Annotated in this window: 18 protein-coding genes; 6 read left to right on the top strand and 12 right to left on the bottom strand. The window is 73.3% G+C overall.

Annotated features, from left to right (window positions below):
* Positions 1 to 54: 54 nt before the first annotated feature.
* The gene (gene valS / locus DFP74_RS17620) at positions 55 to 2,631 is read right to left on the bottom strand and encodes a valine--tRNA ligase (protein WP_121182876.1); all 2,577 of its coding nucleotides are present in this window, start codon (positions 2,629 to 2,631) and stop codon (positions 55 to 57) included.
* A 182-nt stretch (positions 2,632 to 2,813) separates the two neighbouring features.
* Here valS and DFP74_RS17615 point away from each other — a divergent pair, with 182 nt between their 5' ends.
* Entirely contained in the window at positions 2,814 to 3,101 is a 288-nt protein-coding gene (locus tag DFP74_RS17615) for a DUF4235 domain-containing protein (protein WP_121182874.1), read from the top strand.
* A 147-nt stretch (positions 3,102 to 3,248) separates the two neighbouring features.
* Here the strand turns inward: DFP74_RS17615 and DFP74_RS17610 are convergent, their stop codons facing one another.
* The 4 genes from DFP74_RS17610 to DFP74_RS17595 all read right to left on the bottom strand — a co-directional run bounded on the left by DFP74_RS17610 (position 3,249) and on the right by DFP74_RS17595 (position 6,927).
* Entirely contained in the window at positions 3,249 to 4,109 is an 861-nt protein-coding gene (locus DFP74_RS17610) for a hypothetical protein (protein ID WP_121182872.1), read from the bottom strand.
* Positions 4,110 to 4,265: 156 nt separating this feature from the next.
* Positions 4,266 to 4,562: a DUF4193 domain-containing protein gene (locus DFP74_RS17605; RefSeq protein WP_121182870.1), complete on the bottom strand. Its 297-nt coding sequence runs from the start codon at positions 4,560 to 4,562 to the stop codon at positions 4,266 to 4,268.
* A 464-nt stretch (positions 4,563 to 5,026) separates the two neighbouring features.
* On the bottom strand, positions 5,027 to 6,277 hold the full coding sequence (locus DFP74_RS17600) for a cell wall metabolism sensor histidine kinase WalK (protein WP_121182868.1): 1,251 nt from the start codon (positions 6,275 to 6,277) through the stop codon (positions 5,027 to 5,029).
* On the bottom strand, positions 6,274 to 6,927 hold the full coding sequence (locus DFP74_RS17595; RefSeq protein ID WP_121182866.1) for a response regulator transcription factor: 654 nt from the start codon (positions 6,925 to 6,927) through the stop codon (positions 6,274 to 6,276). Before DFP74_RS17595 ends, DFP74_RS17600 begins: the two co-directional genes overlap by 4 nt.
* Positions 6,928 to 7,586: 659 nt before the next feature.
* On the opposite strand from DFP74_RS17595, the gene DFP74_RS33925 reads away from it, so the two are divergent.
* Positions 7,587 to 7,751: a hypothetical protein gene (locus DFP74_RS33925; RefSeq protein WP_199725687.1), complete on the top strand. Its 165-nt coding sequence runs from the start codon at positions 7,587 to 7,589 to the stop codon at positions 7,749 to 7,751.
* Positions 7,752 to 7,880: 129 nt separating this feature from the next.
* Here DFP74_RS33925 and DFP74_RS17590 read toward each other — a convergent pair whose 3' ends face one another.
* The 3 genes from DFP74_RS17590 to DFP74_RS17580 form a co-directional block, all read right to left on the bottom strand.
* Positions 7,881 to 8,693 (bottom strand): inositol monophosphatase family protein, encoded by an 813-nt coding sequence (locus DFP74_RS17590; RefSeq protein ID WP_121182864.1) that lies wholly within the window; start codon positions 8,691 to 8,693, stop codon positions 7,881 to 7,883.
* A gap of 106 nt (positions 8,694 to 8,799) precedes the next feature.
* A complete protein-coding gene (locus tag DFP74_RS17585) occupies positions 8,800 to 10,830 on the bottom strand; it encodes a S9 family peptidase (protein ID WP_121182862.1) in 2,031 nt (676 codons plus the stop codon).
* Positions 10,831 to 11,045: 215 nt separating this feature from the next.
* On the bottom strand, positions 11,046 to 12,065 hold the full coding sequence (locus DFP74_RS17580; RefSeq protein WP_199725686.1) for a ferrochelatase: 1,020 nt from the start codon (positions 12,063 to 12,065) through the stop codon (positions 11,046 to 11,048).
* 140 nt (positions 12,066 to 12,205) lie between these two features.
* On the opposite strand from DFP74_RS17580, the gene DFP74_RS17575 reads away from it, so the two are divergent.
* Entirely contained in the window at positions 12,206 to 13,504 is a 1,299-nt protein-coding gene (locus DFP74_RS17575; RefSeq protein ID WP_121182858.1) for a D-arabinono-1,4-lactone oxidase, read from the top strand.
* A 21-nt stretch (positions 13,505 to 13,525) separates the two neighbouring features.
* Here the strand turns inward: DFP74_RS17575 and DFP74_RS17570 are convergent, their stop codons facing one another.
* Positions 13,526 to 14,482, bottom strand: coding sequence for a hypothetical protein (locus DFP74_RS17570; protein ID WP_121182856.1), 957 nt, complete (start codon positions 14,480 to 14,482; stop codon positions 13,526 to 13,528).
* A 569-nt stretch (positions 14,483 to 15,051) separates the two neighbouring features.
* On the opposite strand from DFP74_RS17570, the gene sepH reads away from it, so the two are divergent.
* Complete coding sequence (sepH, locus tag DFP74_RS17565; RefSeq protein ID WP_121182854.1) at positions 15,052 to 16,377, top strand: septation protein SepH; 1,326 nt, start codon at positions 15,052 to 15,054, stop codon at positions 16,375 to 16,377.
* Between the two features lie 56 nt (positions 16,378 to 16,433).
* Here the strand turns inward: sepH and DFP74_RS17560 are convergent, their stop codons facing one another.
* Positions 16,434 to 18,512 carry a PH domain-containing protein gene (locus DFP74_RS17560; RefSeq protein WP_233571014.1) on the bottom strand — a complete coding sequence of 693 codons (2,079 nt, stop codon included), beginning with the start codon at positions 18,510 to 18,512 and terminating at the stop codon, positions 16,434 to 16,436.
* Positions 18,512 to 19,099, bottom strand: coding sequence for a PH domain-containing protein (locus DFP74_RS17555; RefSeq protein ID WP_121188330.1), 588 nt, complete (start codon positions 19,097 to 19,099; stop codon positions 18,512 to 18,514). The genes DFP74_RS17560 and DFP74_RS17555 overlap by 1 nt, the downstream gene beginning before the upstream one ends.
* Before the next feature lie 147 nt (positions 19,100 to 19,246).
* Between DFP74_RS17555 and DFP74_RS17550 the strand changes: the two genes are divergently transcribed.
* Both DFP74_RS17550 and DFP74_RS17545 read left to right on the top strand, forming a co-directional pair.
* Positions 19,247 to 20,221: an ATP-binding cassette domain-containing protein gene (locus DFP74_RS17550; protein ID WP_121182852.1), complete on the top strand. Its 975-nt coding sequence runs from the start codon at positions 19,247 to 19,249 to the stop codon at positions 20,219 to 20,221.
* The gene (locus DFP74_RS17545) at positions 20,218 to 21,048 is read left to right on the top strand and encodes an ABC transporter permease (RefSeq protein WP_121182850.1); all 831 of its coding nucleotides are present in this window, start codon (positions 20,218 to 20,220) and stop codon (positions 21,046 to 21,048) included. Before DFP74_RS17550 ends, DFP74_RS17545 begins: the two co-directional genes overlap by 4 nt.
* Before the next feature lie 139 nt (positions 21,049 to 21,187).
* On the opposite strand, the gene DFP74_RS17540 is transcribed toward DFP74_RS17545, so the two are convergent.
* Positions 21,188 to 24,547, bottom strand: coding sequence for a BTAD domain-containing putative transcriptional regulator (locus DFP74_RS17540; protein ID WP_121182848.1), 3,360 nt, complete (start codon positions 24,545 to 24,547; stop codon positions 21,188 to 21,190).
* Positions 24,548 to 24,665 lie beyond the last annotated feature (118 nt).

Raw genomic sequence — 24,665 nt, 5'->3', positions numbered from 1 at the left:
CCGGCTCGGCGCGCAGCGCGGCCCCGGACCGGAGTCCGGGGCCGCGACGAGGTCCTACTGCTCCTCGGGCTCGGGCAGGACCACCTCGACGGTGAGCTCGCCGTCGTCGGTGACCTCGAAATCGATCCCCGCGGCACGTCCGGCGGCGGCGATGTCCCCGGCCGCGGCCCGGGCGGCGTCGGCCTGCTTGCCGGCCACCCGCACGTGCTCGACCTCGGCGCGCATGGACAGCTTGGCCTCGGACTTGGCCTTGCGGATCGCGCGCAGCACCTCCGCGGTGGCCGCCAGGACGGCGGGGTCGCCGTCGGCGGCGGCCGTGCGGAACCCGCTCGCCTGGGGCCAGGCCTGGGCGTGCACCGAACCGTCCTGCCACCAGCTCCAGACCTCTTCGGTGACGAAGGGCAGGAAGGGCGCGAACAGCTTGTGCAGGGCGCCCAGTGCGACGAGCAGCGCGGCGCGGGCGGAGGCGCCCTCGGCGGACTCGGTGTTGTAGGCGCGGGTCTTGACGAGTTCGAGGTAGTCGTCGCACAGGTCCCAGAAGAAGCGCTCGGTGCGCTCCAGGGCCCGCGTGTGGTCGTAGGCGTCGAACGCGGTGGTGGCCTCGTCGACGACCTCGGCCAGCGCGGCCAGCATCGCCCGGTCCAGGGGCTCGGTGACCTGGGAGGGGTCGACGGTGGCGCCCTCGCCGGCCACCGACATCACGAACTTGCTGGCGTTGAGGATCTTGATGGCCAGCCGTCGGCCGACCTTCATCTGGCCCTCGTCCATGGCCGTGTCGGTGCCCAGACGGCCGCTGGCCGCCCAGTAGCGCACGGCGTCGGAGCTGTACTTCTCCAGCAGTGCCACCGGCGTGACGACGTTGCCCTTGGACTTGGACATCTTCTTGCGGTCCGGGTCCAGGATCCAGCCGGAGATGCCCGTGGTGCGCCAGGGCAGCGTGCCGTTCTCGAAGTTGGCGCGCACGACCGTGGCGAACAGCCAGGTGCGGATGATGTCCTGGCCCTGGGGGCGCAGGTCCATCGGGAAGACGCGCTCGAACAGGTCCTGGTCGCGTTCCCAGCCCGAGGCGATCTGCGGGGAGAGCGAGGAGGTCGCCCAGGTGTCCATGACGTCGGGGTCGCCCATGAACCCGTTCGGCCGGCCGCGCTGGTCCTCGGTGTAGCCCTCGGGCGCCTGCGAGCTGGGGTCGACGGGCAGCTGGTCCTCGCCGGGCAGCAGCGGCTCGTCGTAGCGCGGGTTGCCGTCGCCGTCCAGCGGATACCAGACGGGGAAGGGCACGCCGAAGAAGCGCTGGCGGCTGACGAGCCAGTCGCCGTTGAGCCCCTCGACCCAGTTCTCGTAGCGCTGGCGCATGTGGTCGGGGTGCCAGACGAGCTCGCGGCCGCGTTGGACCAGCTGCGAGCGCAGCTGCTCGTCCCGGCCGCCGTTGCGGATGTACCACTGGCGGGTGGTGACGATCTCGAGCGGCTTGTCGCCCTTCTCGTAGAACTTCACCGGGTGGGTGATGGGCGTGGGTTCGCCGACCAGGTCGCCGCTCTCGCGCAGCATCTCCACGGTGCGCTCACGGGCGGTGTGCACGGTGGCGCCGACGAGCGTGTCGTAGGCCTCGCGGGCCGGACCGCTCTCCAGGCCGCGGGGCGGGTCGGCGACGATGCGGCCGTCCCAGCCGATGACGGGACGCGTCTCCAACTGCAGCTCGCGCCACCAGGTGACGTCGGTGGTGTCGCCGAAGGTGCAGATCATCGCGATGCCCGACCCCTTCTCGGGGTCGGCCAGGCGGTGCGCCCGCACCGGGACCTCGACGCCGAAGACCGGCGTGCGCACGGTGGTGCCGAACAGGTCCTGGTAGCGCTCGTCGTCGGGGTGGGCGACCAGGGCCACGCAGGCGGCCAGCAGTTCGGGGCGGGTGGTCTCGATGTGGACCGGGGCGCCGTCTGGCTTGTGGAAGGCGACCTTGTGGTAGGCGCTGGGGCGCTCGCGGTCCTCCAGCTCCGCCTGGGCGACGGCGGTGCGGAAGGTGACGTCCCACAGCGTGGGCGCCTCGGACATGTAGGCCTCGCCGCGCGCCAGGTTGCGCAGGAAGGCGCGCTGGGCGGCGGTACGGGAGTTGTCGTCGATGGTGGCGTAGGTGTGCCGCCAGTCGACGCTCAGGCCCAGGCGGCGCCAGATGCCCTCGAAGACCTTCTCGTCCTCGGCCGTGAGCTCGTCGCACAGCTCGATGAAGTTGCGGCGGGAGATGGGGACCTGCCGCTTGGGGTCGGGCTTGGCCGGGGGCCGAAAGTCCGGGTCGTAGGCGACCGAGGGGTCGCAGCGCACGCCGTAGTAGTTCTGGACGCGGCGCTCGGTCGGCAGGCCGTTGTCGTCCCACCCCATGGGGTAGAAGACGGCCTTGCCGTTCATGCGCTGGAACCGGGCGACGGTGTCGGTGTGCGTGTAGGAGAACACGTGGCCGATGTGCAGCGAACCCGAGACCGTGGGCGGCGGGGTGTCGATGGAGAAGACGTCCTCGCGGCTGCGGGTGCGGTCGAAGTGGTAGACGCCGGACTCATCCCATACGTCGACCCACTTCGCCTCGATACCGTCCAGCGAGGGCTTGTCGGGCATGCGGAAGGAATGAGAGCCGTTGGTCATGCGCCAATGTTAGTGCTCTTCGACGCGTGTTCGCTCCGCCTTCTGGACGAGGCCGGCACCGGAGCGCGGACACCCTGTCGGGCCCCCTGTGTTCGGCGTCCCGGGCGTGAAAGGATTCCGTACGCAGAGGGTGCGCGGCCCGCGCACCAGCGTACGCACAACGGAAACGGTGAACGATTCACATGGCTAAGAAGGACGGCGGTGAACTCGGTCCCGCACTCCTCGGCTTCGCGGCGGGGTTCGCGGCGGAGTTCGTGGCACGCAAGGCCCTGACCTTCGCCTGGACGCGTGCGACCGGAGAAGAGCCCCCGACGGACCTGGAGTCCCCCGAGGTGAGCCTCGGCCGCGCTCTGAGCTGGGCCGTGCTGGCGGGCGTGGGCGTGGAGGTGGCGCGAGTGCTGGCCGTGCGCGCCACGCGCAAGAAGGTGCTCGGCTCGGCCGGCCTGGAGCCGGAACTCATCTCCGACTGAGGGGACCTGCCGGGCCCTCCCGTCGCCCACCACCACCCGTGGGCCGCTACGCGGGAGGGCGGGCTTCCCTCCACGGACGCCTCCGGCGCGGTACACACACCCGGCGGGGGACGGCGAGCGCCGCTCCCCGCCGGGTCCGGTCCGCGTTCAGGACTCCAGTTCCCCGGTCGCCTCGCCGCGGGTGATGCTCTGGGCTCGCAGGTCGGCCCGCACCTTGGCCGCCAGGGCGCCGGTGGACAGGCGGTTGACGATGCCGCCGGCGACGGCACCGGTGAGGTAGGGGCCCAGGGTGGTGAGGTTGCGGCCCATCAGCCGCAGCAGGCGGTCGCGCAGCGCGGTCTTGGCGGCCGCGCCCACCGCCAGCAGGAGGGTCTCCTCGGGTTTGGTGGGGTCCACGCCCCGGCGGTGCACCCAGGCGCCCAGATAGCCCGCGTTGCGGCGCAGGGCGCCGTCCGCGACCACCGGTGCGTCGTGGAGTTCGTGCAGCTCACCGATGAGCTTGACCTCGACCGCCGCGACCAGCAGCGTCTCCGCCGCCAGGCGCGCGGGCGTGCCCAACAGGAGCGGGGGCGCGGCCCACTGCACGGCCGACAGGGCCCCGCCGGCCATACCGACGGCGGTGGTGGTGCGTACCGCGGTGCGCTGGAGGGCGTCGGCGAGCTCCTCGCCGTCCAGGCCGCCGTGGTGGCGCACGAGTGTGGCGTGGTCGCGGATGGGGACGCGGGGGGCGATCTCCTCGGCGAACGTCTCGCTCAGCCACCGTCCGGCGGCCACACCGCGCAGTCCGGCGGACCGGGCGCTGGTTCCCAGGGCGGTGACGAGTTCGCGCAGTCGTCGGCGGCGCTCGGCCGCGCCCGGGCCTTCGGCGGCGTCCCCGTCGGTGGTGGCCAGGTCCTCGGAGAGGATGCGTCCCACGAGGACGCCCACCTCACGTCGCTCGACCGCACGGCGCTCGGCGTCGCCGCCCGCGCCCTCCGGGGTGTCCTCGGGGTTCTGGTCGTCGTCCACGGCCCCTCCTCGTATCCCTGCGTGTCGGGTACCCCCGCAGGGTAACCCCCTACACGCGCGATGCGCCCCCGGAGGGGACGCATCGGGTCATGGCGCGTTCGGTCGGCGTCTGGGGACGGCTCTGGGAGCGGAACGGCGGGTGCCCGTTCCCTCCGGTCAGGTGCACTCCTTGCAGACCAGCTGGCCGGCGCGCTGTTCGGCGAGCTGACTGCGGTGGTGCACAAGGAAGCAGCGCGAGCAGGTGAACTCGTCGGCCTGACGCGGGAGCACGCGGACCGCGAGCTCCTCGCCGGACAGGTCCGCTCCGGGCAGTTCGAGCCCTTCGTTGGCCTCGTCGGGGTCGACGTCGATCGTGCCGGTGCCCTTGTCCACGCGCCGCGCCTGCAGCTCCTGGAGGCTGTCCTCGTTGATGTCCTCGTCAGTCTTGCGCGGGCTGTCGTAGTCGGTGGCCATCTCTGCTAACTCCATCCCCCTCGTTTAGTGCCTCGTCGCGCGGGTGTAACGCTTGAGAGACCTCTGTTGTGCCCGGATCGGTCGATGAGTTTTCCCGACATCGGTGAACCGTGCCCCCTCCCGGGCCACCGCTCACAGGTCAGCGGTACTTTTCGGCACCGTGACCGGAGACGGCCACACACCGGCGGCCGCACCCCGATCGGTTCCTGTCGTACTACCCAACGTCGGGTCTCCCGTAGACCTCGAAAACCCGTTTCCGCCCACTCCGGACAAGCGTGGAAGAAACCCCCGGCCATGGGCGAAAACAAAGACATGCCCACGTCAGGAGGTATTCCCTCCGTGTCCACGCCCGGGGAAGCATACCCACCCGGGGTCGACGCTCGTGACGCGGGTGGGCGTGTCTTCGGACACGTATAGATACCACGAAGCGGGCCCGAGTGCGATTCGATGCACCGCGCCCGGATTCATCGGCGCTCGGGGGCCTCGGGCGGAGCCAGCGGCAGGCAGACCGTGATGACCAGTCCGCCGCCCGCGCGCGGCCACGCCGTCACCACGCCCTCGTGGGCGCGCACCACCGAGCGCACGATCGACAGGCCGAGTCCGGCGCTGCGGCCCGAACCCACCCGGTCGCCCGATCCGCGCCGGAACGGCTCGAAGAGGCCCTCGATCTCGTAGGCGGGGATGACCTTGCCGGAGTTCTCCACCTGGATGGCCGGCACGCCCTCGTACATGCCGCTGCGGACGGTGATCTCGCCGTCCTCGACGTTGTACTTGAGCGCGTTCTCCACCAGGTTGGCGGCCAACCGCTCCAGCAGGACCGGATCGCCGACCACGGCGCCGGGGCGCAGGTCCCGGCGCAGCCGCAGCCCCGACTCCTCGATGTCCCCCGAGAGCTGGCTCAGAACCGTCTCCGCGACCTCTCCGAGGTCGACCCGGGTCCGCGACTCCAGCTCGCGGTCGCTCTTGGCCAGGAAGAGCAGGCCGTCGATGAGGCGCTCGTGGCGGGCGTTGGTCTCCAGCAGCGTCTGGCCGACGCTCTTGAGGTCGGGTGAGACCTCGGGGGCGCTGAGGGCGACCTCCAGCAGGGTGCGGTTGATCGCCAGGGGCGTGCGCAGCTCGTGCGAGGCGTTGGCGACGAACCGGCGCTGGCCGTCGAAGGCCCGGTCCAGGCGCTCCAGCATGCCGTCGAAGGTGTCGGCGAGCTCACGGATCTCGTCGTCGGGCCCGGACAGGGCGATGCGCTCGTGCAGGGAGCGCTCCGACAGGCGGCGGGCGATGCGCGTGATCTTCTGCAGCGGCGACAGGGCGCGCCCGGCCACCGCGTAGCCCAGGGCGACCGCCAACAGGCCGACCAGGAACAGCGCGAGCAGGGAGAACCGGGTGACGTGGGTGAGCACCTCCTCGATGAGGTGGCGCTGGGCCAGCAGTTCGGCGGCGCCCTCCTCCGCGAGCAGGGCGTTGAGCAGGACCGCGACGATGAGGTAGTTGACCAGCACCAGCACGGACCCGGCCGCGAAGAACAGCATCCCGTAGATGAGCGTGAGCCGCGCCCGCAGGCTGAGGTTGTCGGTGAATCGGTACACCCGCTCGGCGGCCGCGGAGCGCTCGGCGCCCTCCCGGTCGGGCGAGGCGGTGTGCAGGCGGCGCCAGGTTCCGGTGTCGCCGGGTCGGGTGGGTTCGACCTGGTCCGACTCGGCGCGCTCGCCCGGTCTCACAGCCGGTATCCGGCGCCGGGGACGGTCTGGATGACCGGCGGGTCGCCGATCTTCTTGCGCAGGGTCATGACGGTGACACGCACGACGTTGGTGAAGGGGTCGGCGTTCTCGTCCCAGGCCTTCTCCAGCAGCCCTTCGGCGCTGACCACGGTCCCCTGCGCGCGCATGAGGACCTGCAGGACGGCGAACTCCTTGGGCGTGAGGGCGATCTCGCGGCCGTCGCGGTGCACGCGGTGGTTGGCCGGGTCGAGCGTGATGCCGTGCCGTTCCAGCACGGGCGGCAGCGGCGGGGCCGACCGGCGGCCCAGGGCGTGCACGCGGGCGATGAGCTCGGCGAAGGCGAAGGGCTTGGCGAGGTAGTCGTCGGCGCCGATGGTCAGGCCCTCGACCTTGTCCTGGACCCCGTCGGAGGCGGTGAGCATCAGGATCCGGCCGGTGTAGCTCTCCTCGACCAGGGTGCGCGCGACGTCGTCGCCGTGGGTTCCGGGCAGGTCGCGGTCGAGCACGATCACATCGTAGTCGTTGACCGCGGTGTGCTCCAGGGCCATGTCGCCGTCGTAGACCACGTCCACCGCCATCGCCTCGCGGCGCAGTCCCACGGCCACGGCGTCGGCCAGAACCCGTTCGTCTTCGACCACGAGTACGCGCACGTTGTCCTTCTCGAGCGTTGATGCCTGGGAAAAAAGGGGGCCGCTGCCGGCGCATCCCCCAACACACCGGCAGCGGCGTTCTTGGTCCCGGCCGCGTCAACCGTTGTCTCACACCCGGGGTAAGGAGCCGGTAAACCACCGTACTCCTGCCCCGCCCGGAGATCGGGCGTCGGCCGGGAGCTTCACAGCTCCCTTCGTGCGCGGGGGGCCGCCGCCGACGAATCCCCCAACCGTCGGCAGCGACGTATCCCCGCACATCTCAAAACTGACACATCAAGAATAAGAAACAAGTAAGCACAGGGCACAACAGGAGAATGTGTCATGGGACACCCCCGACCCGCCCTTGGTGGGCGTGGACGCGGCGCGCCGACACCCCTCGCGTGAACCCCCTGTGACGGCGGCCTTTCCAGACTACGGAAGCGGGGCCGGCCCGCGCAGGCGATCACGGAAGTATTACGCGCGGGGGGCGGTGGTTTGACGTGTGTCACAGTGCGGTACAGGTAGGGGACGCACGCGTGGACCCCGGCCGCACCGGTCGGGACGCGACGGGCACGCGCACAGGGACGTGGCGGCCGCGGTCGCGCACACGTCGGCGTACACACACGGATGCACACCGGTGCGGCCTGCCCGTACCGGTGCCTACCCCTGGAAGAGGTGTCATGGGCGAGTTCCTCGCGGCGATCAAGGTCCGCATCAACGAGACCTACCGTTCGCTCCAGTCGGCCCAGGCCGCCGGAGACGACCACCTCGCCGACACGCACGCCGCGGAACTGGAGGACCTGTACCGGATCGCGGCCCGCAACGGCGTCGACACCCACTGCTGACGACCCCTTCGTCGGCACCGCCCGGATCCTGAGGGACCGGGACGGTCGAGGGGCGGGGAACGGCTCACGCCGTTCCCCGCCCCTCGTGTCGTTCCCGGGCTCGGACGCCCCGCGCCCTCGCGCGGGCCGTCAGCCGTCGGTGTCGGCCCCCAGCGGCGCCAGGAGCGCCTCCAGCTCCGCGTAGAGCTCGGGGCGGGCGGCGATCACCAGGTCCTCGCTGGGCGGACCGCCCCGCAGACCGCCCAGGCGCAGGCCCGCCTCGGTGGCGACCAGGCCGGGCGCCGACCAGTCCCAGGCGTGCAGGCCGCGCTCGTAGTAGGCGTTGAAGCGCCCCGTGGCCAGCCCGGTGAGGTCGACCGAGGCCGCTCCTCCCCGGCGGATGTCGCGGATGTGCGGGATGACCTCCAGCAGGACCCGCGCCTGCTGGACCCGTCGCTCGGCGAAGTAGCCGAAGCCCGTGGCGACCAGCGCCTGGTCCAGGGGCACGGCGTCGGGGGCGCGCAGCGTCCGGCCGTCGCGCCGGGCGCCGCCGCCCAGCACGGCCTCGAACATCTCCCCGCGCGCGGGGATGTTCACCGCCGCGGCGACCACGACCCCGTCCACCTCGGCGGCGATCGCCACGCCCCAGTCGGGGCCGCCGTAGAGGTAGTTGACGGTCCCGTCGATGGGGTCGACGACCCACCGCACCCCGCTGGTACCGGCCTCGTCCCCGCCCTCCTCGCCCAGAACGGCGTCGTCGGGGCGCTCGGCCAGGATCCTGGCCCGGATGAGGTCCTCGGTGGCGCGGTCCATCTTGGTGACGACGTCGGTCGGACTCGACTTGGTGTCGAGCACGGTGATGCCCGCCTGGCCCTCGGCCGCGAGCTCGCCCGCCTCCGCGGCCACGCTCACGGCGAGGTCGCGCAGGGCCTGGGGGTCTGGTGCTGACTGGGTGGTGCTCACGTGTGGTCTCCCGGTCGTGGCGTTACTCCCGCCCGCCCGGCCGGGCGGTGGCGGTGGCGGTGGCGGCGATGGGGCCGGGCCCGGATACCGGGCCCGGCCCACGCGGTCAGAGCATGTCCGGCCTGGTCCACTCCTTGCCGTGGACGTGGTGGTCCAGGAAGGCGAAGATCGTCTCGTACCAGATCCGCGCGTTCCCGGGACTGAGGATCCAGTGGTTCTCGTCGGGGAAGTACAGGAACTTGGCGTCGACCTCGTGCAGGAGGAGGTCGCGCCACAGGCGCAGCCCCTCGGAGATCGGCACCCGGTAGTCCTTGTCCCCGTGGATGACGAGCATGGGCGTACGGATGCGGTCGGCGCTCAGGTGCGGGGAGTTGAGCTCGTAGCGCTCGGGCCGGGCCAGCGGCGTACCGAACTCGCGCTCCCACACCGGCGGGTAGTCGGTGACGGAGCTGAACCCGTCCAGGGCCCACAGCGAGGCGTGGGAGATGATGGCCCGGAAGCGGTCGGTGTGGCCGGCGATCCAGTTGGCCATGTAGCCGCCGAAGGAGCCGCCCATCATGGCGGTGCGCTCGGCGTCGACGTCCTCGCGCGCCTCGGCAGCGTCGGTGATCGCCATGACGTCGGCGTGGGTGCGCGGTCCCCACCGGCCCCAGGCGCGGCGCAGCATGTCCTGGCCGTAGCCGGTGGACAGGGCGGGGTCGGGCAGCAGGACCGCGTAGCCCCGGGCCGCCAGGAGCCACGGGTTCCAGCGCCAGGACCAGCCGTTGAAGCTCATGTAGGGGCCGCCGTGCACCCAGACCATGAGCGGGGCGGGCGAGTCGGCGGAGGCCTCCTCGGGCAGGACCAGCCAGGAGCGGATCCGGGTGCCGTCGTCGGCGGTGGTCTCGATCTCGGTGAGCGTGCCCGGCATGGTCGGTGCGGACCCGGGGGTGCGCAGGCGGACGGGCTCGCCGTCGGCGGTGGCGGCGTCCAGCCGCACGGGGGCGGGCGGTGCGTCCCAGGCGTCGCGCAGGGCGAAGACGTGGCGGCCGTCCGGGGACGGGTTGAGCGCGCTGTAGGCGCCGTGGTCGCCGGTGATCCGGGTGAGCCCGCCGTCGGCGAGGTCGATCCGGAAGACGGGGCGGCGCCCGTTCTGGTCGGCCGCCATGAACACGGCGGAGGAGTCGGCCGAGAACGCGTAGGCGCGCGGCCAGAGCTCGTGCCCGGCGAGCAGGTCGCGGCCCTGCCCGGTGGCCAGGTCCACGAGCCAGAGGGTGTGGTCGCGGGGCTCGCCGTCGTAGTCGCCCTGGAATCCGCGCTGGAGCAGGACCGACCGGCCGTCCGGGGAGACCACGGGGTCGCCGAACTCGTGGTCGGGGTCGCCGGCCAGGGTCGTGCGGTCGCCGGTGGCGATGTCGATGGCGACGACGTCGTCGCGGGTCGCGCCTCGCTCGACGGGCACCGACCACTCGGTGATGAGGGTGGCGCCGTCGGGGGTGAGCGCGGGTCCCGATCCCAGCAGCGCCATGCCGGCGTCGGGGGTCAGGTCACGGGGCTCGCCCAGGCGGGCGTCGTCGTCGGCCGGCGGGTCGGCGACGAAGTAGCGGGGGTGGTCGGGGCCGATGTCGCTGTCCCAGGAGCGGACCGGGAGCGACTCGTGCAGGATGGCGGTGATCCCGGCCTCCTTCCGTGCCTTGCGGGCCTCGGTGTCGGCGTCCTCGCTGTCGGCCAGGACGTCGGAGGCGAAGGCCACCAGGCCGGAGTCGCGGGCCACGGCGAAGGCGCCGATGCCGCCGGGCCGGGAGGCCACCTGGCGGGCCTCGCCGCCGTCGGCGGGCAGCAGCCACAGAGCGGACGTGGGCTTGTCCTCGGCCTTGGCCTCGGGGTCCTGGCGGCCGGTGGTGAACAGGACCGATCCGTCGGGGAGGAAGTCGGCGGCGGACTCGCCCTTGGTGGAGCGGGTCAGGCGCCGCGGCGCGCGCCCGCCCTCGGACTCCGGCCGGACGTCGATCTCCCACAGAGCGCTGCGGAAGGACGTGGCGTCGGGGGCGAGACCGCTGACGGGGGCGACCAGACGGGTTCCGTCGGGTGAGAGGCGCAGCCCGTTGACGCGGCGCAGCTTGAGGTATTCCGGTAGTTCGTACCAGGAACGAACCAAGACGAGTCTCCTGACCGTCGACGTGGGTTGTGGGGCGACTCTATAGGGATCCCCAAGAGCGCTCCCAGGGGGCGGCGGCCGGCCACCGGCGCCCGTCGAGCGGCGGTGTCAGCAGCGTTTACCCACTGTGCCACAGCCGCGGCCCGACCCCTCGGGCCGCGGCGGTACCGGCCGTGGCCGCGCCCCGCCACGGCAGGGAGCGGCCCCGGGCGTGCTCAGCGGTCGCAGGTGCACTCCGCGCAGCGGGGCAGGGCGGCCAGGCACTGGGAGTCGGCGGCACCGGTGTACTCGCGGACCAGGTCCGTCACCATGGCCACGAACGCCGGGTGGGTACCGGGGCTCAGCGCGCGCTGGTAGCCCATCCCCAGCCGCTCGGCGGTCTCGCGGGCCTCCACATCGAGGTCGAACTTGACCTCCATGTGGTCGGAGACGAATCCGTGCGGGACGACGACGACCGCGGGCACGCCCTCGGCGGCCAGCTCCTCGATGCGGTCGTTGACGTCGGGCTCCAGCCAGGGCTGGCTGGGCGGACCGCTGCGGCTCTGGTAGACGAGCTCGTAGGGGTGGTCGCGGTCGAGCCGCTCCACGACCAGCCGCGCGACCTCGGCGAGCTGGTCGCCGTAGGGGCCCTGTGAGCCGAAGCCCAGCTCGGGTCCGCCGCCGGCCTCGGCCATGGCCGTGGGGATGGAGTGGGCGGAGAAGAGCAGGCGCGCGCCCTCGCGCTGTTCGTCGGTGAGCGCTTCCAGGGCGGCGCGGGTGTGGTCGACCAGGGGCTCGACGAAACCGGGGTGGTCGTAGAAGGGGCGCACCAGGTCGACGTCGGGAGCGTCCTCGCCCAGGGCCGCGCGGGCACGGGCGATGTCCTCCACGTAGGCGGTGCGGCTGGACCAGTTGCAGTAGGCGGAGGTGGGCACCGCCAGGACGCGGCGCACTCCGTCCTTGTGCATCCGGGCGAGCGTGTCCTGGAGCATCGGTGCCCAGAACCGGTTGCCCCAGTAGATGGGCAGGTCGATCCCGCTCTCGGCGAAGTCGGTGGTGATCGCGGCGATCAGGTCCCGGCACTGCTGGTTGATCGGGCTGACTCCGCCGAAGCGGAAGTAGTGCTCGCCGACCTCGGCCAGCCGCTCGCGGGGGATGTTGCGCCCGCGAGTGACGTTCTCCAGGAACGGGATGACCTCGTCCTCACCCTCCGGGCCACCGAAGGAGATCAGCAAAAACGCGTCGTAAGGCCTCATGGACCTTATGAAACCAGCTCCGCTGGAGCCGCTCGCGCGACCCCCGGCCGGGCGCGCCGTGTTCTCGGCCTCTTCGGCCGGGAGAACCGTCCCCCAGGCCCTCTGGCCCTGGAAGTGACTCGTGGGTAATGTCGCGTGGCATGACAGATGTGTTGTGGAACACGTGGGCCGACACCTACCAGGCCCGCCCCCGGCGGACGGCGGCGCCGGGCAGCACCGGCGAGGTCGTCTCGGCGGTCGCCTCCGCCGCCGACGAGGGGCTGCGGGTGCGCATGGTCGGCTCCGGCCACTCCTTCACCGACGTGGCCGTCACCGACGGCCTGCTGCTCTCCCCCACCTCCCTGACCCGGCTGCGCTCGGTGGACCCCGCCGCGGGAACCGCCACCGTCGAGGCCGGACTCCCCCTGTGCGACTTCAACGAGGCCCTGGCCGAACACGGGCTGGCGCTGGCCAACATGGGCGACATCGCCGTGCAGACCATGGCGGGCGCGGTCCAGACGGGCACGCACGGCACCGGCCGCGACGCGGGCGGGATGGCCTCCCAGGTGGTCGGTCTGGAGCTGGTGCTGGCCGACGGATCGGTCGTGGAGTGCTCGGCCGACCGCGAGCCCGAACTGTTCCACGCCGCGCGGGTCGGGCTGGGCGCGTTCGGGGTGGTCACCGCTCTGACCATGGCGGTGCGGCCCGCGTTCCTGCTGCACGCCCGGGAGGAGCCGATGCCCCTGGACGAGGTTTTGGAGCGCCTGCCCGAGCTGCGCGCCGGCAACGACCACTTCGAGTTCTTCTGGTTCCCGCACACCGGGAGCACCAACACCAAGCGCAACAACGTCAGCGCGGGCCCGGCCCGGCCTCTGGCGCCGTGGCGGGCGTGGCTGGACGACGACTTCCTGTCCAACACCGTCTTCGAGCGGGTCAACAGGCTGTGCCGCCGCTATCCGGGGGCGGTGCCCGCGGTCAACCAGGTCAGCGCCCGCGCGCTGTCGGCGCGCGAGTACACCGACGCCTCCCACCGGGTGTTCGCCTCGGTGCGGGACGTGCGCTTCGTGGAGATGGAGTACGCCATCCCCGCCCAGCACGTCGCGGACGTGCTGCGCGAGGCCCGGTCGATCGTCGACGGGCGCGGCCACCGGGTCAGCTTCCCCGTGGAGGTGCGCTTCGCTCCGGCCGACGACGTGTGGCTGTCCACCGCCTACGGGCGGGACACGGCCTACGTGGCGGTGCACATGTACCAGGGCACGCCCTACGACGCGTACTTCGCCGACTTGGAGGCGGTGTTCACCTCGGTGGGCGGACGTCCGCACTGGGGGAAGATGCACACCCGCGACCGCGCCTACCTGGAGGGCGTGTACCCGCGGCTGGGCGAGGCCCTGGCCGTGCGCGAGCGCGTGGACCCGGACCGCCGTTTCGGCAACGCCTACCTGGACCGGGTGTTCGGCTGAGCGGGCCGGACCGCCCCGGCGTCACGGGGTGACCGGCGCCTCCTCGGGGGCCACGACGGACCCCTGGTCGTCCCCGGCCCCTGGGACGGTCGTCTGGTCACCGCCCCCGGCCCCGCCGTCCTCCGGTGGAGCGGTGGCGCCCGGGTCCGGTTGCTCGTCCTGGCCGTCCTGGTCGATCCCGCCGTCCTGGCCGGTGCCGTCGTCGGACCCGGTGGTGTCGTCGGGAGCCTGGGTCTCGGAGGTCGGGGGCACGGGCTCCTCGTCCGTGGTGCCGGTGGTTCCGGTGTCCTGCTCGGGGGCGTCCTCGGTGCCGGCGGGGTCGGTCTCGTCCTGTTCCTGGGTGACGTGCGTGCCGCCGAGGAGGGAGGGGGAGGTCCGTTCGTCGACACCGTTGGTCCACGCCGTGAGGGAGCGTCCGGTGAGCAGCTCGAAGGCCAGGATCACCAGCATGACCAGGACGAACACCACGCCGGCCGGGACGACGACCGTGCGCCAGCCCGGACGCGCGCGGTCCGGGGCGCCGGTGTCCGGCCCCTCGGCACCGCCCTGGCCGCCGGATCCGCCGGGTCCGCCGGGTCCGCCGGGTCCGCCGGGTCCGCCGCCGACCGTGGGCAGGGCCATGGTGCGTGTGGCGTCCAGGGCGGGCTCCGCTCCGTGCGCGGCCGGAGGGAGGGCCCCGCCCACGCGTGCGGCCTCGCCGGTCCTGACCCTGCCGGCCAGCTGCTTGGCCTGCTCTCCGCCACGGGAGAACCAGTGCTGGAGCAGGGGGCTGGCGACGGTGCTCAGGATGGCGATGACGGCCGCCCCGATGACCGTGCCGTAGACGTTGAGATAGGAGGCGGCCGTGGCCGCGGTGAGCGTGGCGGCTCCGGCCCCCGCGACCTGGGACAGGCTCAGGTCGATGCGCTTCTTGATCTCCCCGGCGCTCTCTCCCGGCTCGTGGTCCTCATGATCCCCGTCGTGTCCGGTCCGACCCATCCGGTCGTCCTCCCTGCTGTCTCGCCCGCGCGAAAGCGCGGTGGGGGTGTCGGTGAGCGGGCGCGTGACGGGACGAACGACCCGTGGGCCCCAATGGCCGCATAACGCCCATAGACGGATAACTCAGACTAAGGCCCGTCCGGTTCCGGTAACGCCATGTCACCACAAGCATCACATTCTCAACTCCATCGGCGTGTCGATTTGCTGCGTGGCCCACCGCTCGTGTAAGGCTCACGGTCCGGGATCGGAGTTTTTCCGGGCCTGGGGCGGTTCGGGCGTCGGGCGATACCATCACCGCGGAGCCTTCACACGGGAACGACGACATTCCCGACGACCGCTCCCCGTCACCGACGGATCCGCGTGTCAAGATTGGCAACGGAAGCGACCGTGAGCGCTCCGGGCATCCGGAGCGGCTCCCACCGCGGCGAACGCCGCGGACGGGGAGGCGGGCACACAGTTCGGACATGCCGGGCGCGGTACTGGCCGAACCGTTGTCGGCCGACCAGACTTGGAGAACGCGGGGGCCGGTCGTGCGACCGGTTCCTCGACGGGACGCGAAAGGGAGGGCGATGCACGAGCTTCGCCTCGTGGCCGTGAGCGAGGACGGCACCTACCTGGTGCTCGCCAGCACCGGCCGTGGAACCCGTTTCATGCTGCCCGTCGACGACCGCCTCCGTGCCGCAGTACGCGGCCAGTTCTCCCGGCTCGGCCAGTACGAGATCGAAGTGGAGAATCCGTTGCGCCCCAAGGAAATCCAGGCCCGCATTCGCTCCGGCGAGACCGCGGAGGCCATCTCCGAGATCTCCGGCATACCCATCGAACGGGTCCGCTGGTTCGAGGGGCCCGTCCTCCAGGAGCGCGAGTACATCGCGCAACAGGCCCAGCGTGCGACCGTGCGCTCGCACGGCGACGCCGCGCCCGGCCCCTCCCTCGGGGAGCTCGTCGCCAAGCGGATCGGCGCCCACCAGCTGGAGACGGGGGACGCCGAGTGGGACTCGTGGAAGCGCGAGGACCGCACCTGGCAGCTCAAGCTCGTCTACCTGCACGGTGGGACCGAGCGGGTCGCGCACTGGCTGTACGAGCCCAGACACAACAGCGTCTCCCCCGCCGACGAGGAGGCCGCCCGGTTCTCCTCCGCCGATCCCCTGGACCCGGTTCCCGCGCCCGGCACCAACGTCACGCCCTTCATGCCGCGCCGCGGCGAGGTCGCCGAGCCGCCGCGCGTGGACTCCGCGACCCCGGCCGACCGCCGCGCCGACGCGCCCCGGCCCTACGCCGCGGACACCTCGGCGGACGACCCGCTGCGGCCGGCCGCCGACCCCCGCGCCGAACGCGAGCGCGAGGGCGAACACTCCGCGTACGGTTCCGACACCGAACGGCACCGCGAAGCCGACCGCCCCCGGCGCAGGCCGCTGGGTCCGGTGCACGAGGAGGCCTCAGGCCTGCGTGCCGCCGACCAGCGACCGGCCGACCGGTACGAACGCCGCGCCGAACCGCCCGTGGAGTCCTTCCGTCCCGCACCCGCCGACCCGCTGCGCGACGACCGCGCCGCGGACCCCGGCCCCGCCGCCCGCGCCGAGCCGGCCCAGCAGCGGCCGCGCCGCCGCCCCGCGCCGGACTGGCCCCAGGACGCGCCGCCCGCCCGCCCGGAGGAGTCCGCTCCGCCCGCGGCCGAGACGCCCGCCCCGGCCCGCCCGGCGCGCCGCCGACGGGCCACCATCGACCTGAACGACACCGGAGCCGCGCCCCGGCGCGCGGCTCCCGAGCCCCCGCCGGCCGCCGCCCCGGCCAGCGGAGCGGCCGAGCCGGCCCCGGCCAAGCGCAAGGGGCGGGGCCGACGCGCCTCGGTCCCCTCCTGGGACGAGATCATGTTCGGTTCCAAGAAGGGCGAGTAGGGGCGAGGGGCGAGGCCCCCACCGACGACGAGGGGTGATCGCGGCACGGCCGCAGGTCACCCCTTCGGCGTGTGTCCCGGGCCCTCCCCGCCGGTCGGCGGCCGCACCAGGAACGGGCGCACGATCTCCGGGGTGACGCCGGCGGCGAAGGCCACCGACCTGCGCTGGGAGGCGTCGATGGCGGTGTAGCCGCCCTCGCCCGCGCCCACCGTCACCTGGAGGTCGGCCAGGCCGGCGCGCCGCTGCAGGAGGGTCTGCGTCCAGGTCCACCCGATCACGGCCGACCGCTCGACGGTGGCCTGCCGGCGGCGCAGCGACCCCGAGCGCACGCTCAGCATGGTCCCGTCGTAGCCGTGGCCCAGGGACCGGTACCGGTCCAGGCCCAGGGCCACGCCCACCAGCGCCAACACGGACGCGACGACCACCAGCCACGTCCATTCCACCACCAGACCGACGCCGGCCAGCACCACGAACGGACCCACCGCGCGGATCCACCGCCGGTACAGGGCCGCGCGCGGATGGGGGGTGAGCGATCCGCGGAAGGGCGTCAGCGCCCGGGTCAGGACCGCCTCGACGGCCGCGCGGGGCCCGATCGGCAGCAGGACGGCCCGGTTGGCGGCATCGCCGAGACCGGTGACGATGGCCCGCAACCGCACCGCCCGGCGCGTGCGCTCCAACGGGTTGTCCAGGAGCTCGTGGCCGCGGATCCTGCGCTTCTCCAGCGTCACGCTGCGCCGCGTGAACAGACCCCGCTCGGCGACCAGCGACCCGTCGCGCTCGCGGAGGGAGAATCCCCAGTGGGTGAACGAGTAGGAGACCACCGCGAACACCGGCATCAGCAGCACCAGCACGCCCACGGCCATCGCCGACAGCGCGGTGAGCAGGCCGCGGTCGGTGGTGGTCACCCAGTCCAGCACGAAGTCGGCGGCCCGGTCGCCCGCCGACTGCTGGATGACACCGAACAGGGTCGCCAGCAGGGCGAACGGGGTGAGCAGGTAGGCGAGGCTGAGCGCGCCGTAAAGGTACCAGGACGGCCGCATCGAGAAGTGCGTCACCGTGTCGTCGGCCGTGCTGCCACCGGCAGCGTTACCGGCCGGGGTTCCGGCCGCCACCGCGGCGGCGTCCCGCGGGCCTTTCCCCTCCGCATCCCGGCCGCCCCGGGTCCCGGACTCCGGTGCGTCGTCGGCGAGGACGGCCCGGCGGTCCAGCAGCACCCGGCGCAGCCGTTCGGCCTCGGCCGCGTCCACGGCGTCGAGCTTGCCGTCCTCACTGCCTCCCGGCGCCCCGGCGGCGGCCTCGATCCGCACCACCGCCACGCCGAGCAGCCGGTGCAGCAGGGTGCTGGTGACGTCCACACCCCGCACCCGCTCCAGGGGGATGGTGCGCCGCGAGCGCCGCACGAGCCCGCTGCGGATCTCCAGGCGCTCCGGTCCGACCTCGTAGGAGACGGTGCGCCAGGTCACCAGGCCGCCGGCGAGCAGGGCGACCACGGCCGCGGCGCTGGCCCCGATCACCCACGGGTTGAAGCCGCCGACGAACAGGCCGACCGCGATCGGCACGACCAGGTTCCGCAGCTGGTTGATCGGGCCGACGACCATGCTGCGCGGGCTCAGCCGGCGGACCGGCTCGGCCACGGGGAACGCGGAGTCGCTCTCGCCCCACCAGTCGCGCGCGGGCGTCCCGTCGGCCGCGTCGTCGGGCGGCGTGTGCGCTCCGGCCGGGGCGCGGTCCGCGGACGGGGCCTGGGCAGGAGAGGAGACGGCGCCCGGAGCAGAGCCTGTGCCCTGGTGCGCGGCCATGCCCTGATCCGGATCCGTGCCCTGGTCCCGGCCGGTCCACTGGTCCCGGCCGCCGCCCTGATCCGGAGCCCTGGCCTGAGCGGAGCGTCCGCCCTGATCCGGGCCCTCGCCTGAAGACGTCTCCCGGGGCGGGTCACCGCCTCGGTCCGGGACGGAGGCGGGGGCCGTGCCGGCCCTGCCCTCCGTCCGCGGGTCAGCCTCGCCCGGCACGGGCTCCCTCGGCGCGGCCCCGGTCGCCTCACCTCGGGCGTCCCCGCTCGGGGTGCGTCCGGGCACGACCCAGCCGCCGCCGTCCTGGTCCCGCCGTCCCGGGGTCCGCGCGCCGTCGTCGTACATCAGGTGGCGTCCCCCCGCAGCGCTCCGGCGCGCACGGCCAGCCGCTCGCTCAACACGCGCGCCTCCTCCTCGTCCAGGCCCTCGATGCCCGACGAACCGGCGTAGGAGGCGGTCTGCACCTTCAGCGTCGCCACGCCGAAGAGCCGCTCCAGCCATCCCTGGGTGTGGTCGACCGTCTGCAGCCGGTTCACCGGGACCAGCTGCCAGGTCCGGCTGATCCACCCCTCGCGGGTGTAGATCACGTCGTCGGCCACCTCCCAGCGGTGCACCCGGTAGCGCCACGAGGGCACGATCGCGACCTGTAGCAGCGCGTAGACGCCGTAGACCAGCGGGACCTTCCAGGCGTGCTCGCGCGCCCAGTCGGGCACCCACGCCCAGCCCAGCGCGGAGACGGCCCAGGCCGCCGCGGAGAACAGCAGGAGGTTGAACACCGAGCCCAGGAGCAGCCGCAGCGTCCACACGCCCACCGCCCGGGGGCTGACACGGCGCAACGGGGGACGCAGCTCGGCCACCTCCGTGCCTTCCGTGCCTTCCGTGCCGGGGTCCTCGGGGGCGGGGGGAACAGGGTCGTGGGGCGGCGTGTTCATCACGTGGCCGATTCTAGGGCCCGGTTCCCCGGCCCCTCGTGGCACCCGACACACGTGTGCCCGAAACCGGCTCATCGCACACCCGCTGTCAGCGATTTGTCAGACCTTCTCGGCACACTTGGGACAGACATTCACGATGGAGGATCAATGACTGACGCCATCCGCGCGGAAGGCCTGGTCAAGCAGTTCAAGGGCAAACGAGCCCTGGACGGCGTCGACCTGACGGCCACAACGGGGGCCGTGCTGGGCGTACTGGGCCCCAACGGCTCCGGCAAGACGACCACCGTGCGCATCCTGTCCACCCTCCTGCAGCCCGACGAGGGCCGTGCCGAGGTCGGCGGGTTCGACGTGGTCCGGCAACCGCACGAGGTCCGGCGCCTGATCGGGCTGACCGGGCAGTACGCGGCGGTCGACGCCGAGCTGAGCGGCACCGAGAACCTCGTGCTCATCTCCCGCCTGCTCGGCCTCGACCGGGCCCAGGCACGGGCGCGCACCGCGGAGCTGCTGGAGCGGTTCGAGCTCTCCGACGCGGCCGGACGCCCCGCCAAGACCTACTCCGGCGGCATGCGGCGCCGGCTGGACCTGGCGGCGAGCCTGGTCGGCCGCCCCGCCCTGCTGTACCTGGACGAGCCCACCACCGGCCTGGACCCGCACAGCCGCAACGGCCTGTGGGACGTGGTCCGCGGACTCGTGGGCGACGGCGTGACCGTGCTGCTCACCACCCAGTACCTGGAGGAGGCCGACCAGCTGGCGGACGACATCATGGTGCTCGACCACGGCCGGGTGATCAGCAAGGGCACTCCCGAGCAGCTGAAGAACCACGCCGGCAACCAGGTGCTGGAGCTGCAGACCGTGAACCCGGCGCAGCTGCCGCTGGCGACGAAGATCATCGAGGCCGTCACCAGCAGCCCGGTGTCCTCCGACGCCGTGCGCGCCAGCGTGCCGGTGACCGACGCCGCCGTCCTCCCCGAGGTCGTGCGCCGCCTCGACGAACAGGGTGTGGCCGTCGCCGAGCTGTCGCTGCGCAAGCCGAGCCTGGACGAGGTCTTCCTGGCGCTGACCGGCCACACCGTCGAAGAAGAGACCGCGGGAACCGCCGCGAACGAAGGGAATCGAGTATGAGCGCGGTGACGAGCCCGTCGCGGTCCGGCCTGCCCGCGGGGGCGCCGACGGCGCCCGCGAACATCACACCGATCTCCACCGCGCAGCAGGGCCTCCAGCTGGCCTGGCGCAGTGTCCTGAAGATCAAGGCCAACCCCGAGGAGGTCCTCGGGCTGCTGATCCAGCCCGTCATGTTCGTGACGCTCTTCGTCTTCGTCTTCGGACAGGCGATGATGGGCGACTGGCAGGCCTACCGCGACTTCCTGATGCCCGGCATCATCGCCCAGTCGGTCGTGTTCGCGACCCTGGGCACCGGCTTCAGCCTGTGCCAGGACGTGGAGAAGGGCATCTTCGACCGGTTCCGGTCGCTGCCCATCGCCCGCTCGGCGCCGCTGATCGGCGCGGTCCTGGGCGACCTGGTGCGGTACTCCATCACCGTGGTGATGGTGCTGCTGGTCGGCATGGCCATCGGCTTCCGGCCCGAGGGCGGGGTGCTCGGCGTGCTCGCCGCCGCGGCGATCGTCCTGGTGTTCGCCTTCGCGCTGTGCTGGATGTCGGCGTTCGTGGGCATGATGGTGCGCACCCCGATGGCCGTGCAGAGCTTCGGGATGATCCTGATGTTCCCGCTGACCTTCGGCAGCTCGGCGTTCGTGGACCCGGCGTCCATGCCCAGCTGGATGCAGGTGGTGGCGGAGAACAACCCCATCACGCACCTGGTCGACGCCATGCGCGCCCTGATGCTGGGCGGCGACGCCGGCGGCCCCGTCCTGTGGACGCTGGTGTGGGCGGCGATCTTCGTCGCGGTCTTCTTCCCGCTCGCGGTGTGGGCCTACCGGCGCCGGACCTGAGCACGCGGCCCCCGTCCGATGGCGGCGGGGGTCCACGACCACGAGGGCGGCGCCGCACCGGAGGGTGCGGCGCCGCCCTGGCATCGGACTCCGCGCCCGCGGGGCCGTCCTCGGCGCGCCCTCGGGCCCGGCGCGGTCCTCATCCCGGCCCGGGGCCGCCCTCGGGCACCGTGTCCGGCAGCAGGCGCGCCAGCCACGCGCCCACCTGCTCCCGCACGGCCTTGTCGTCCGTGCGGCCCGCCTGCTCCAGCAGGCGCTCGTACTCGGCGTCGCCCAGGGCGCGCCGACACTGTTCCCGGGCCCGGCGGACCCTCGGCGTGGCCGTGTCGGCCACACCGCGCAGGACCGCCGAGGAGCCCAGCAGCGCGACCGCCCGCCGCGGCTCGTCGGCCGCCAGCATCATGGCGAAGGTGTCCAGGACCTCGGCGCTCACCGACCCCACCCCGTGCGCACCCGTCCACCAGGCCGCGGCCGCCTCCCGCCAGGCGCGGTCCCTGTCGCCCTCCGTCCAGGCGATCGTGGCCGACAGGCTCCGTACGACCGGCTCGATGTACAGGGGGGCGAAACCGCCCAGTCCCGCGACCAGCGGCTCGGCCGCCTCCAGCACGCCGCGGGCGCGACCGGGCTCACCCTTGGCGCACCACCACTCCGCTTCGGCCATGCGCAGCATCACGATGTGCTCGTCCTCGGCGGCGATGTCCACGTCGACGATGGCGTCCATGTCCCCGCGGGCCCCCTCCAGATCGCCGAGCCCGGTGCGGACCTGGGCACGGCGCAGCAGGAAGGCCGCCACGTTGCCGGCCAGGCCGGCGCGCCGCGCCATCTCCAGGCCCTCGTCCAGGAGATCGAGGCAGCGTTCGAGGTCCTGGTAACGCACGGCCTCCACCATCTGCAGCATCGCCTGGCACTGCCCCCACAGGTCGGCGCAGGCGCGGTACCCGTCCAGGGCGGCCGTGATCGAGGCCATGGCCCGGTCCATCCGGCCGCGGAGGGAGTCGACCAGGGCCAGCAGCAGCCGCACGGTGGCCGTCATCCACGCGTCCGGCTGGTCGGCCGCCCGTTCCAGACGCTGCACGGCCTCGGCCGCGCCGTCGTCGAACATCGCCTGGTACACGAGGCCGTACACGAGCATGGGGTGGCGCTCGGCCCGCTCCCCGTGCTCCTCGAGGGTGCGCAGCGCGCTGCGCACGTGCTCAGTCGCCGCGGACTGGGACGTGCAGGAGTCCGCGGCCAGGTTGAACTGAGCGCAGGCGAAGGCGATCGCGCGCCCCTCGGGGGCCCGCTCCCCCACCAGGGCCAGCACCGGCCGGGACCAGCGGGCCAGCTGCCGCCAGGAACCGTCCAGCATCCAGTACCACTGCCCGTATTCGACCAGGTCCAGGGCCAGGGCGCCGTCGCGGCGCTCGACCGCCCACCGCACGGCCGGGCCGAAGTTGTCGGCCTCCACACGCAGCCGCGCGAGCGTCTCGGTCTGACGGAGTCCGCGCAGCAGCGGGTCGCTCGTGCGCCACAGGTCCCGCACGTAGCGGGCGTGGCGGTCGCGGACGTCCTCCTCCTCACCGCTGCGCCCCAGGTGCTCCAGCGCGTAGGCCCGCACGGTCTCCAGTTGGCGGTACCGGGGCGGGGCGTCGTCCCGGGTGGCGTTGTCCGCGATGACCAGGGACTTGTCCACGAGCGCGAACAGCACCGTCCAGGCGTCCTGGCCGGCGACGGTGCCCTCCGCCCCGGCGTCGGCGCACACCCGCTCCACCGCGTCCAGGGTCGCGCCGCCGGAGAAGATCGACAGCCGGCGCAGCAGCCGGCGCTCCCCCTCGTCGAGCAGTTCCCAGCTCCAGTCCACGACGGCGCGCAGGGTCCGGTGGCGGGGCAGCACCGAGCGGCTGCCTCCGGTCAGCAGCCGAAAGCGGTCGGACAGGCGCGCGGCGAGCTGGGCGGGCGCCATCGTGCGCATCCGGGCCGCCGCCAGCTCCAGGGCGAGCGGCATGCCGTCGAGTTCCCGGGTGATGCGCACGACGTGGGCGACGTTGCCGGAGGTGACCGCGAACCCCGGACGCACCGCCTGCGCCCGCTCGGTGAACAGCGACACGGCGGGGCTGGCGACGGCCCGGTCCACGTCGGCGCCCTCGGGCGGCAGCGCCAGCGAGGGCACGGTCAGCAGCCGTTCTCCGGGCACTCCCAGGGGCTCGCGGGAGGTCGCCAGGACGCGCAGGCCCGGGCACCGCGCCAGGAGGGGTTCGACCGCGCGGGCGACCTCCTGGACCAGGTGCTCGCAGTTGTCGACCACGATCAGGGCGGGGCGGTCGCCGAGGAAGGACACGATGCGCTCGGCCGGCGAGCTGGGCGCGGTGTTCGCGCGGGCCCGCATGACGGCGTGCTCGCGCAGGTCCAGGGCGAGCGCGATGGCGTCGAGGACCTCCGCGCCGGAGGTGACGGGCGCGAGCCCGACGAACCAGCCTCCGCGCGAGAGCAGCTCGGGGGCGCGGGCGGCCAGGGCGCCGGCGGTCTCGATGGCCAGCCGGGTCTTGCCCGACCCGCCCGGTCCGGTCAGGGTCACCAGGCGTCCCTGGGCGAGCAGGCCCACGGCGGTGTCGACCTCGGTCTCGCGCGGCACGAAGCTCGTGAGGGTCGAGGGCAGGTGCAGCTGCGGCGGATCGGCCCGGGGCGCGTCGGCGGAGGTGCCGTCGGAGGCGCCGTCGGGCACGGAGCCGGCCTCCGCGGCCCCTGAGGGGCCGAGGGGTTCGGCGATCACGGGTTCGGCGGCGGACAGCTCGCCCCGCAGCAGGCGCAGGTGCACGTCCTGCAACCGGTCCGAGGGGTCCAGGCCCAGGTCGTCGGCCAGCCGGGCGCGGAAGGAGTCGTAGACCGCCACCGCGTCGGCGGTGCGCCCGGTTCCCGCCAGGGCGCGCATCAGCAGTTCGACGGGGCGCTCGCGGTGCGGTTCGGCGCTGGTGAGCGCCTCGGCCTCGGGCAGGGCCTCCGCGTGGCGGCCGAGCGCGACCAGGGCCGCCAGGTACTCCTCGCGCACCATGCGGTGGGTCTCGTTCAACCGCAGCGCGGTGTCCTCGGCGACGCCGCGGGCGGTCAGGTCGGGCAGGGCCGGTCCCCGCCACAGCGCCAGGGCCTCGCCCAGGCAGGTGATCGCGTCCGTGGGGCGTCCCGCGGCGAGCCGAGCCCGGCCGCGCCGGGTGAGCGACTCGAACTCGACGAGGTCCACCTGGCCGGGGCCGATCTCCAGCCGGTAGCCGGAGGCGTCGCCGTGGATCTCGGCTTCGTCGCCCAGGACCCTGCGCAGACGCGACACCAGGGCCTGGAGGGCGTTGCCGGTCGCGGCGGGAGCCGAATCCCCCCAGATGGCGTCCACGAGCGCCTCGGTGGCCACGCGCTGCCCCGGACGCAACAGGAGCAGGGCCAACAGGGTACGCAGACGGGCGCCGCCGATGGGCACCGGACGGCCGGAACCGTCATGGACGTGGAGGGGACCGAGAATGGAGAACCGCACCGACCCATGATGACCGATCCCGACGGCCGACGCCCGCGCGGCGCACAGGACGCGGGGCGCGGGCGGGACCCCGGCCGACGACAGCGGGGCGGACCTCGGGCGGGGTGCGGGACGGACA

Origin of the sequence: Nocardiopsis sp. Huas11 (assembly GCF_003634495.1) — a bacterium.
Taxonomy (GTDB): domain Bacteria; phylum Actinomycetota; class Actinomycetes; order Streptosporangiales; family Streptosporangiaceae; genus Nocardiopsis.
This window is presented reverse-complemented; position numbering and strand designations above follow the sequence as displayed.

What these genes read in the sequence shown, in the direction of transcription:
- valS (WP_121182876.1), bottom strand. Translation starts at nt 2,631, where the DNA reads ATGACCAACGGCTCTCATTCCTTCCGCATGCCCGACAAGCCCTCGCTG.
- DFP74_RS17615 (WP_121182874.1), top strand. Translation starts at nt 2,814, where the DNA reads ATGGCTAAGAAGGACGGCGGTGAACTCGGTCCCGCACTCCTCGGCTTC.
- DFP74_RS17605 (WP_121182870.1), bottom strand. Translation starts at nt 4,562, where the DNA reads ATGGCCACCGACTACGACAGCCCGCGCAAGACTGACGAGGACATCAAC.
- DFP74_RS33925 (WP_199725687.1), top strand. Translation starts at nt 7,587, where the DNA reads ATGGGCGAGTTCCTCGCGGCGATCAAGGTCCGCATCAACGAGACCTAC.
- DFP74_RS17580 (WP_199725686.1), bottom strand. Translation starts at nt 12,065, where the DNA reads ATGAGGCCTTACGACGCGTTTTTGCTGATCTCCTTCGGTGGCCCGGAG.
- DFP74_RS17575 (WP_121182858.1), top strand. Translation starts at nt 12,206, where the DNA reads ATGACAGATGTGTTGTGGAACACGTGGGCCGACACCTACCAGGCCCGC.
- DFP74_RS17570 (WP_121182856.1), bottom strand. Translation starts at nt 14,482, where the DNA reads ATGGGTCGGACCGGACACGACGGGGATCATGAGGACCACGAGCCGGGA.
- sepH (WP_121182854.1), top strand. Translation starts at nt 15,052, where the DNA reads ATGCACGAGCTTCGCCTCGTGGCCGTGAGCGAGGACGGCACCTACCTG.
- DFP74_RS17560 (WP_233571014.1), bottom strand. Translation starts at nt 18,512, where the DNA reads ATGTACGACGACGGCGCGCGGACCCCGGGACGGCGGGACCAGGACGGC.
- DFP74_RS17555 (WP_121188330.1), bottom strand. Translation starts at nt 19,099, where the DNA reads ATGAACACGCCGCCCCACGACCCTGTTCCCCCCGCCCCCGAGGACCCC.
- DFP74_RS17550 (WP_121182852.1), top strand. Translation starts at nt 19,247, where the DNA reads ATGACTGACGCCATCCGCGCGGAAGGCCTGGTCAAGCAGTTCAAGGGC.
- DFP74_RS17545 (WP_121182850.1), top strand. Translation starts at nt 20,218, where the DNA reads ATGAGCGCGGTGACGAGCCCGTCGCGGTCCGGCCTGCCCGCGGGGGCG.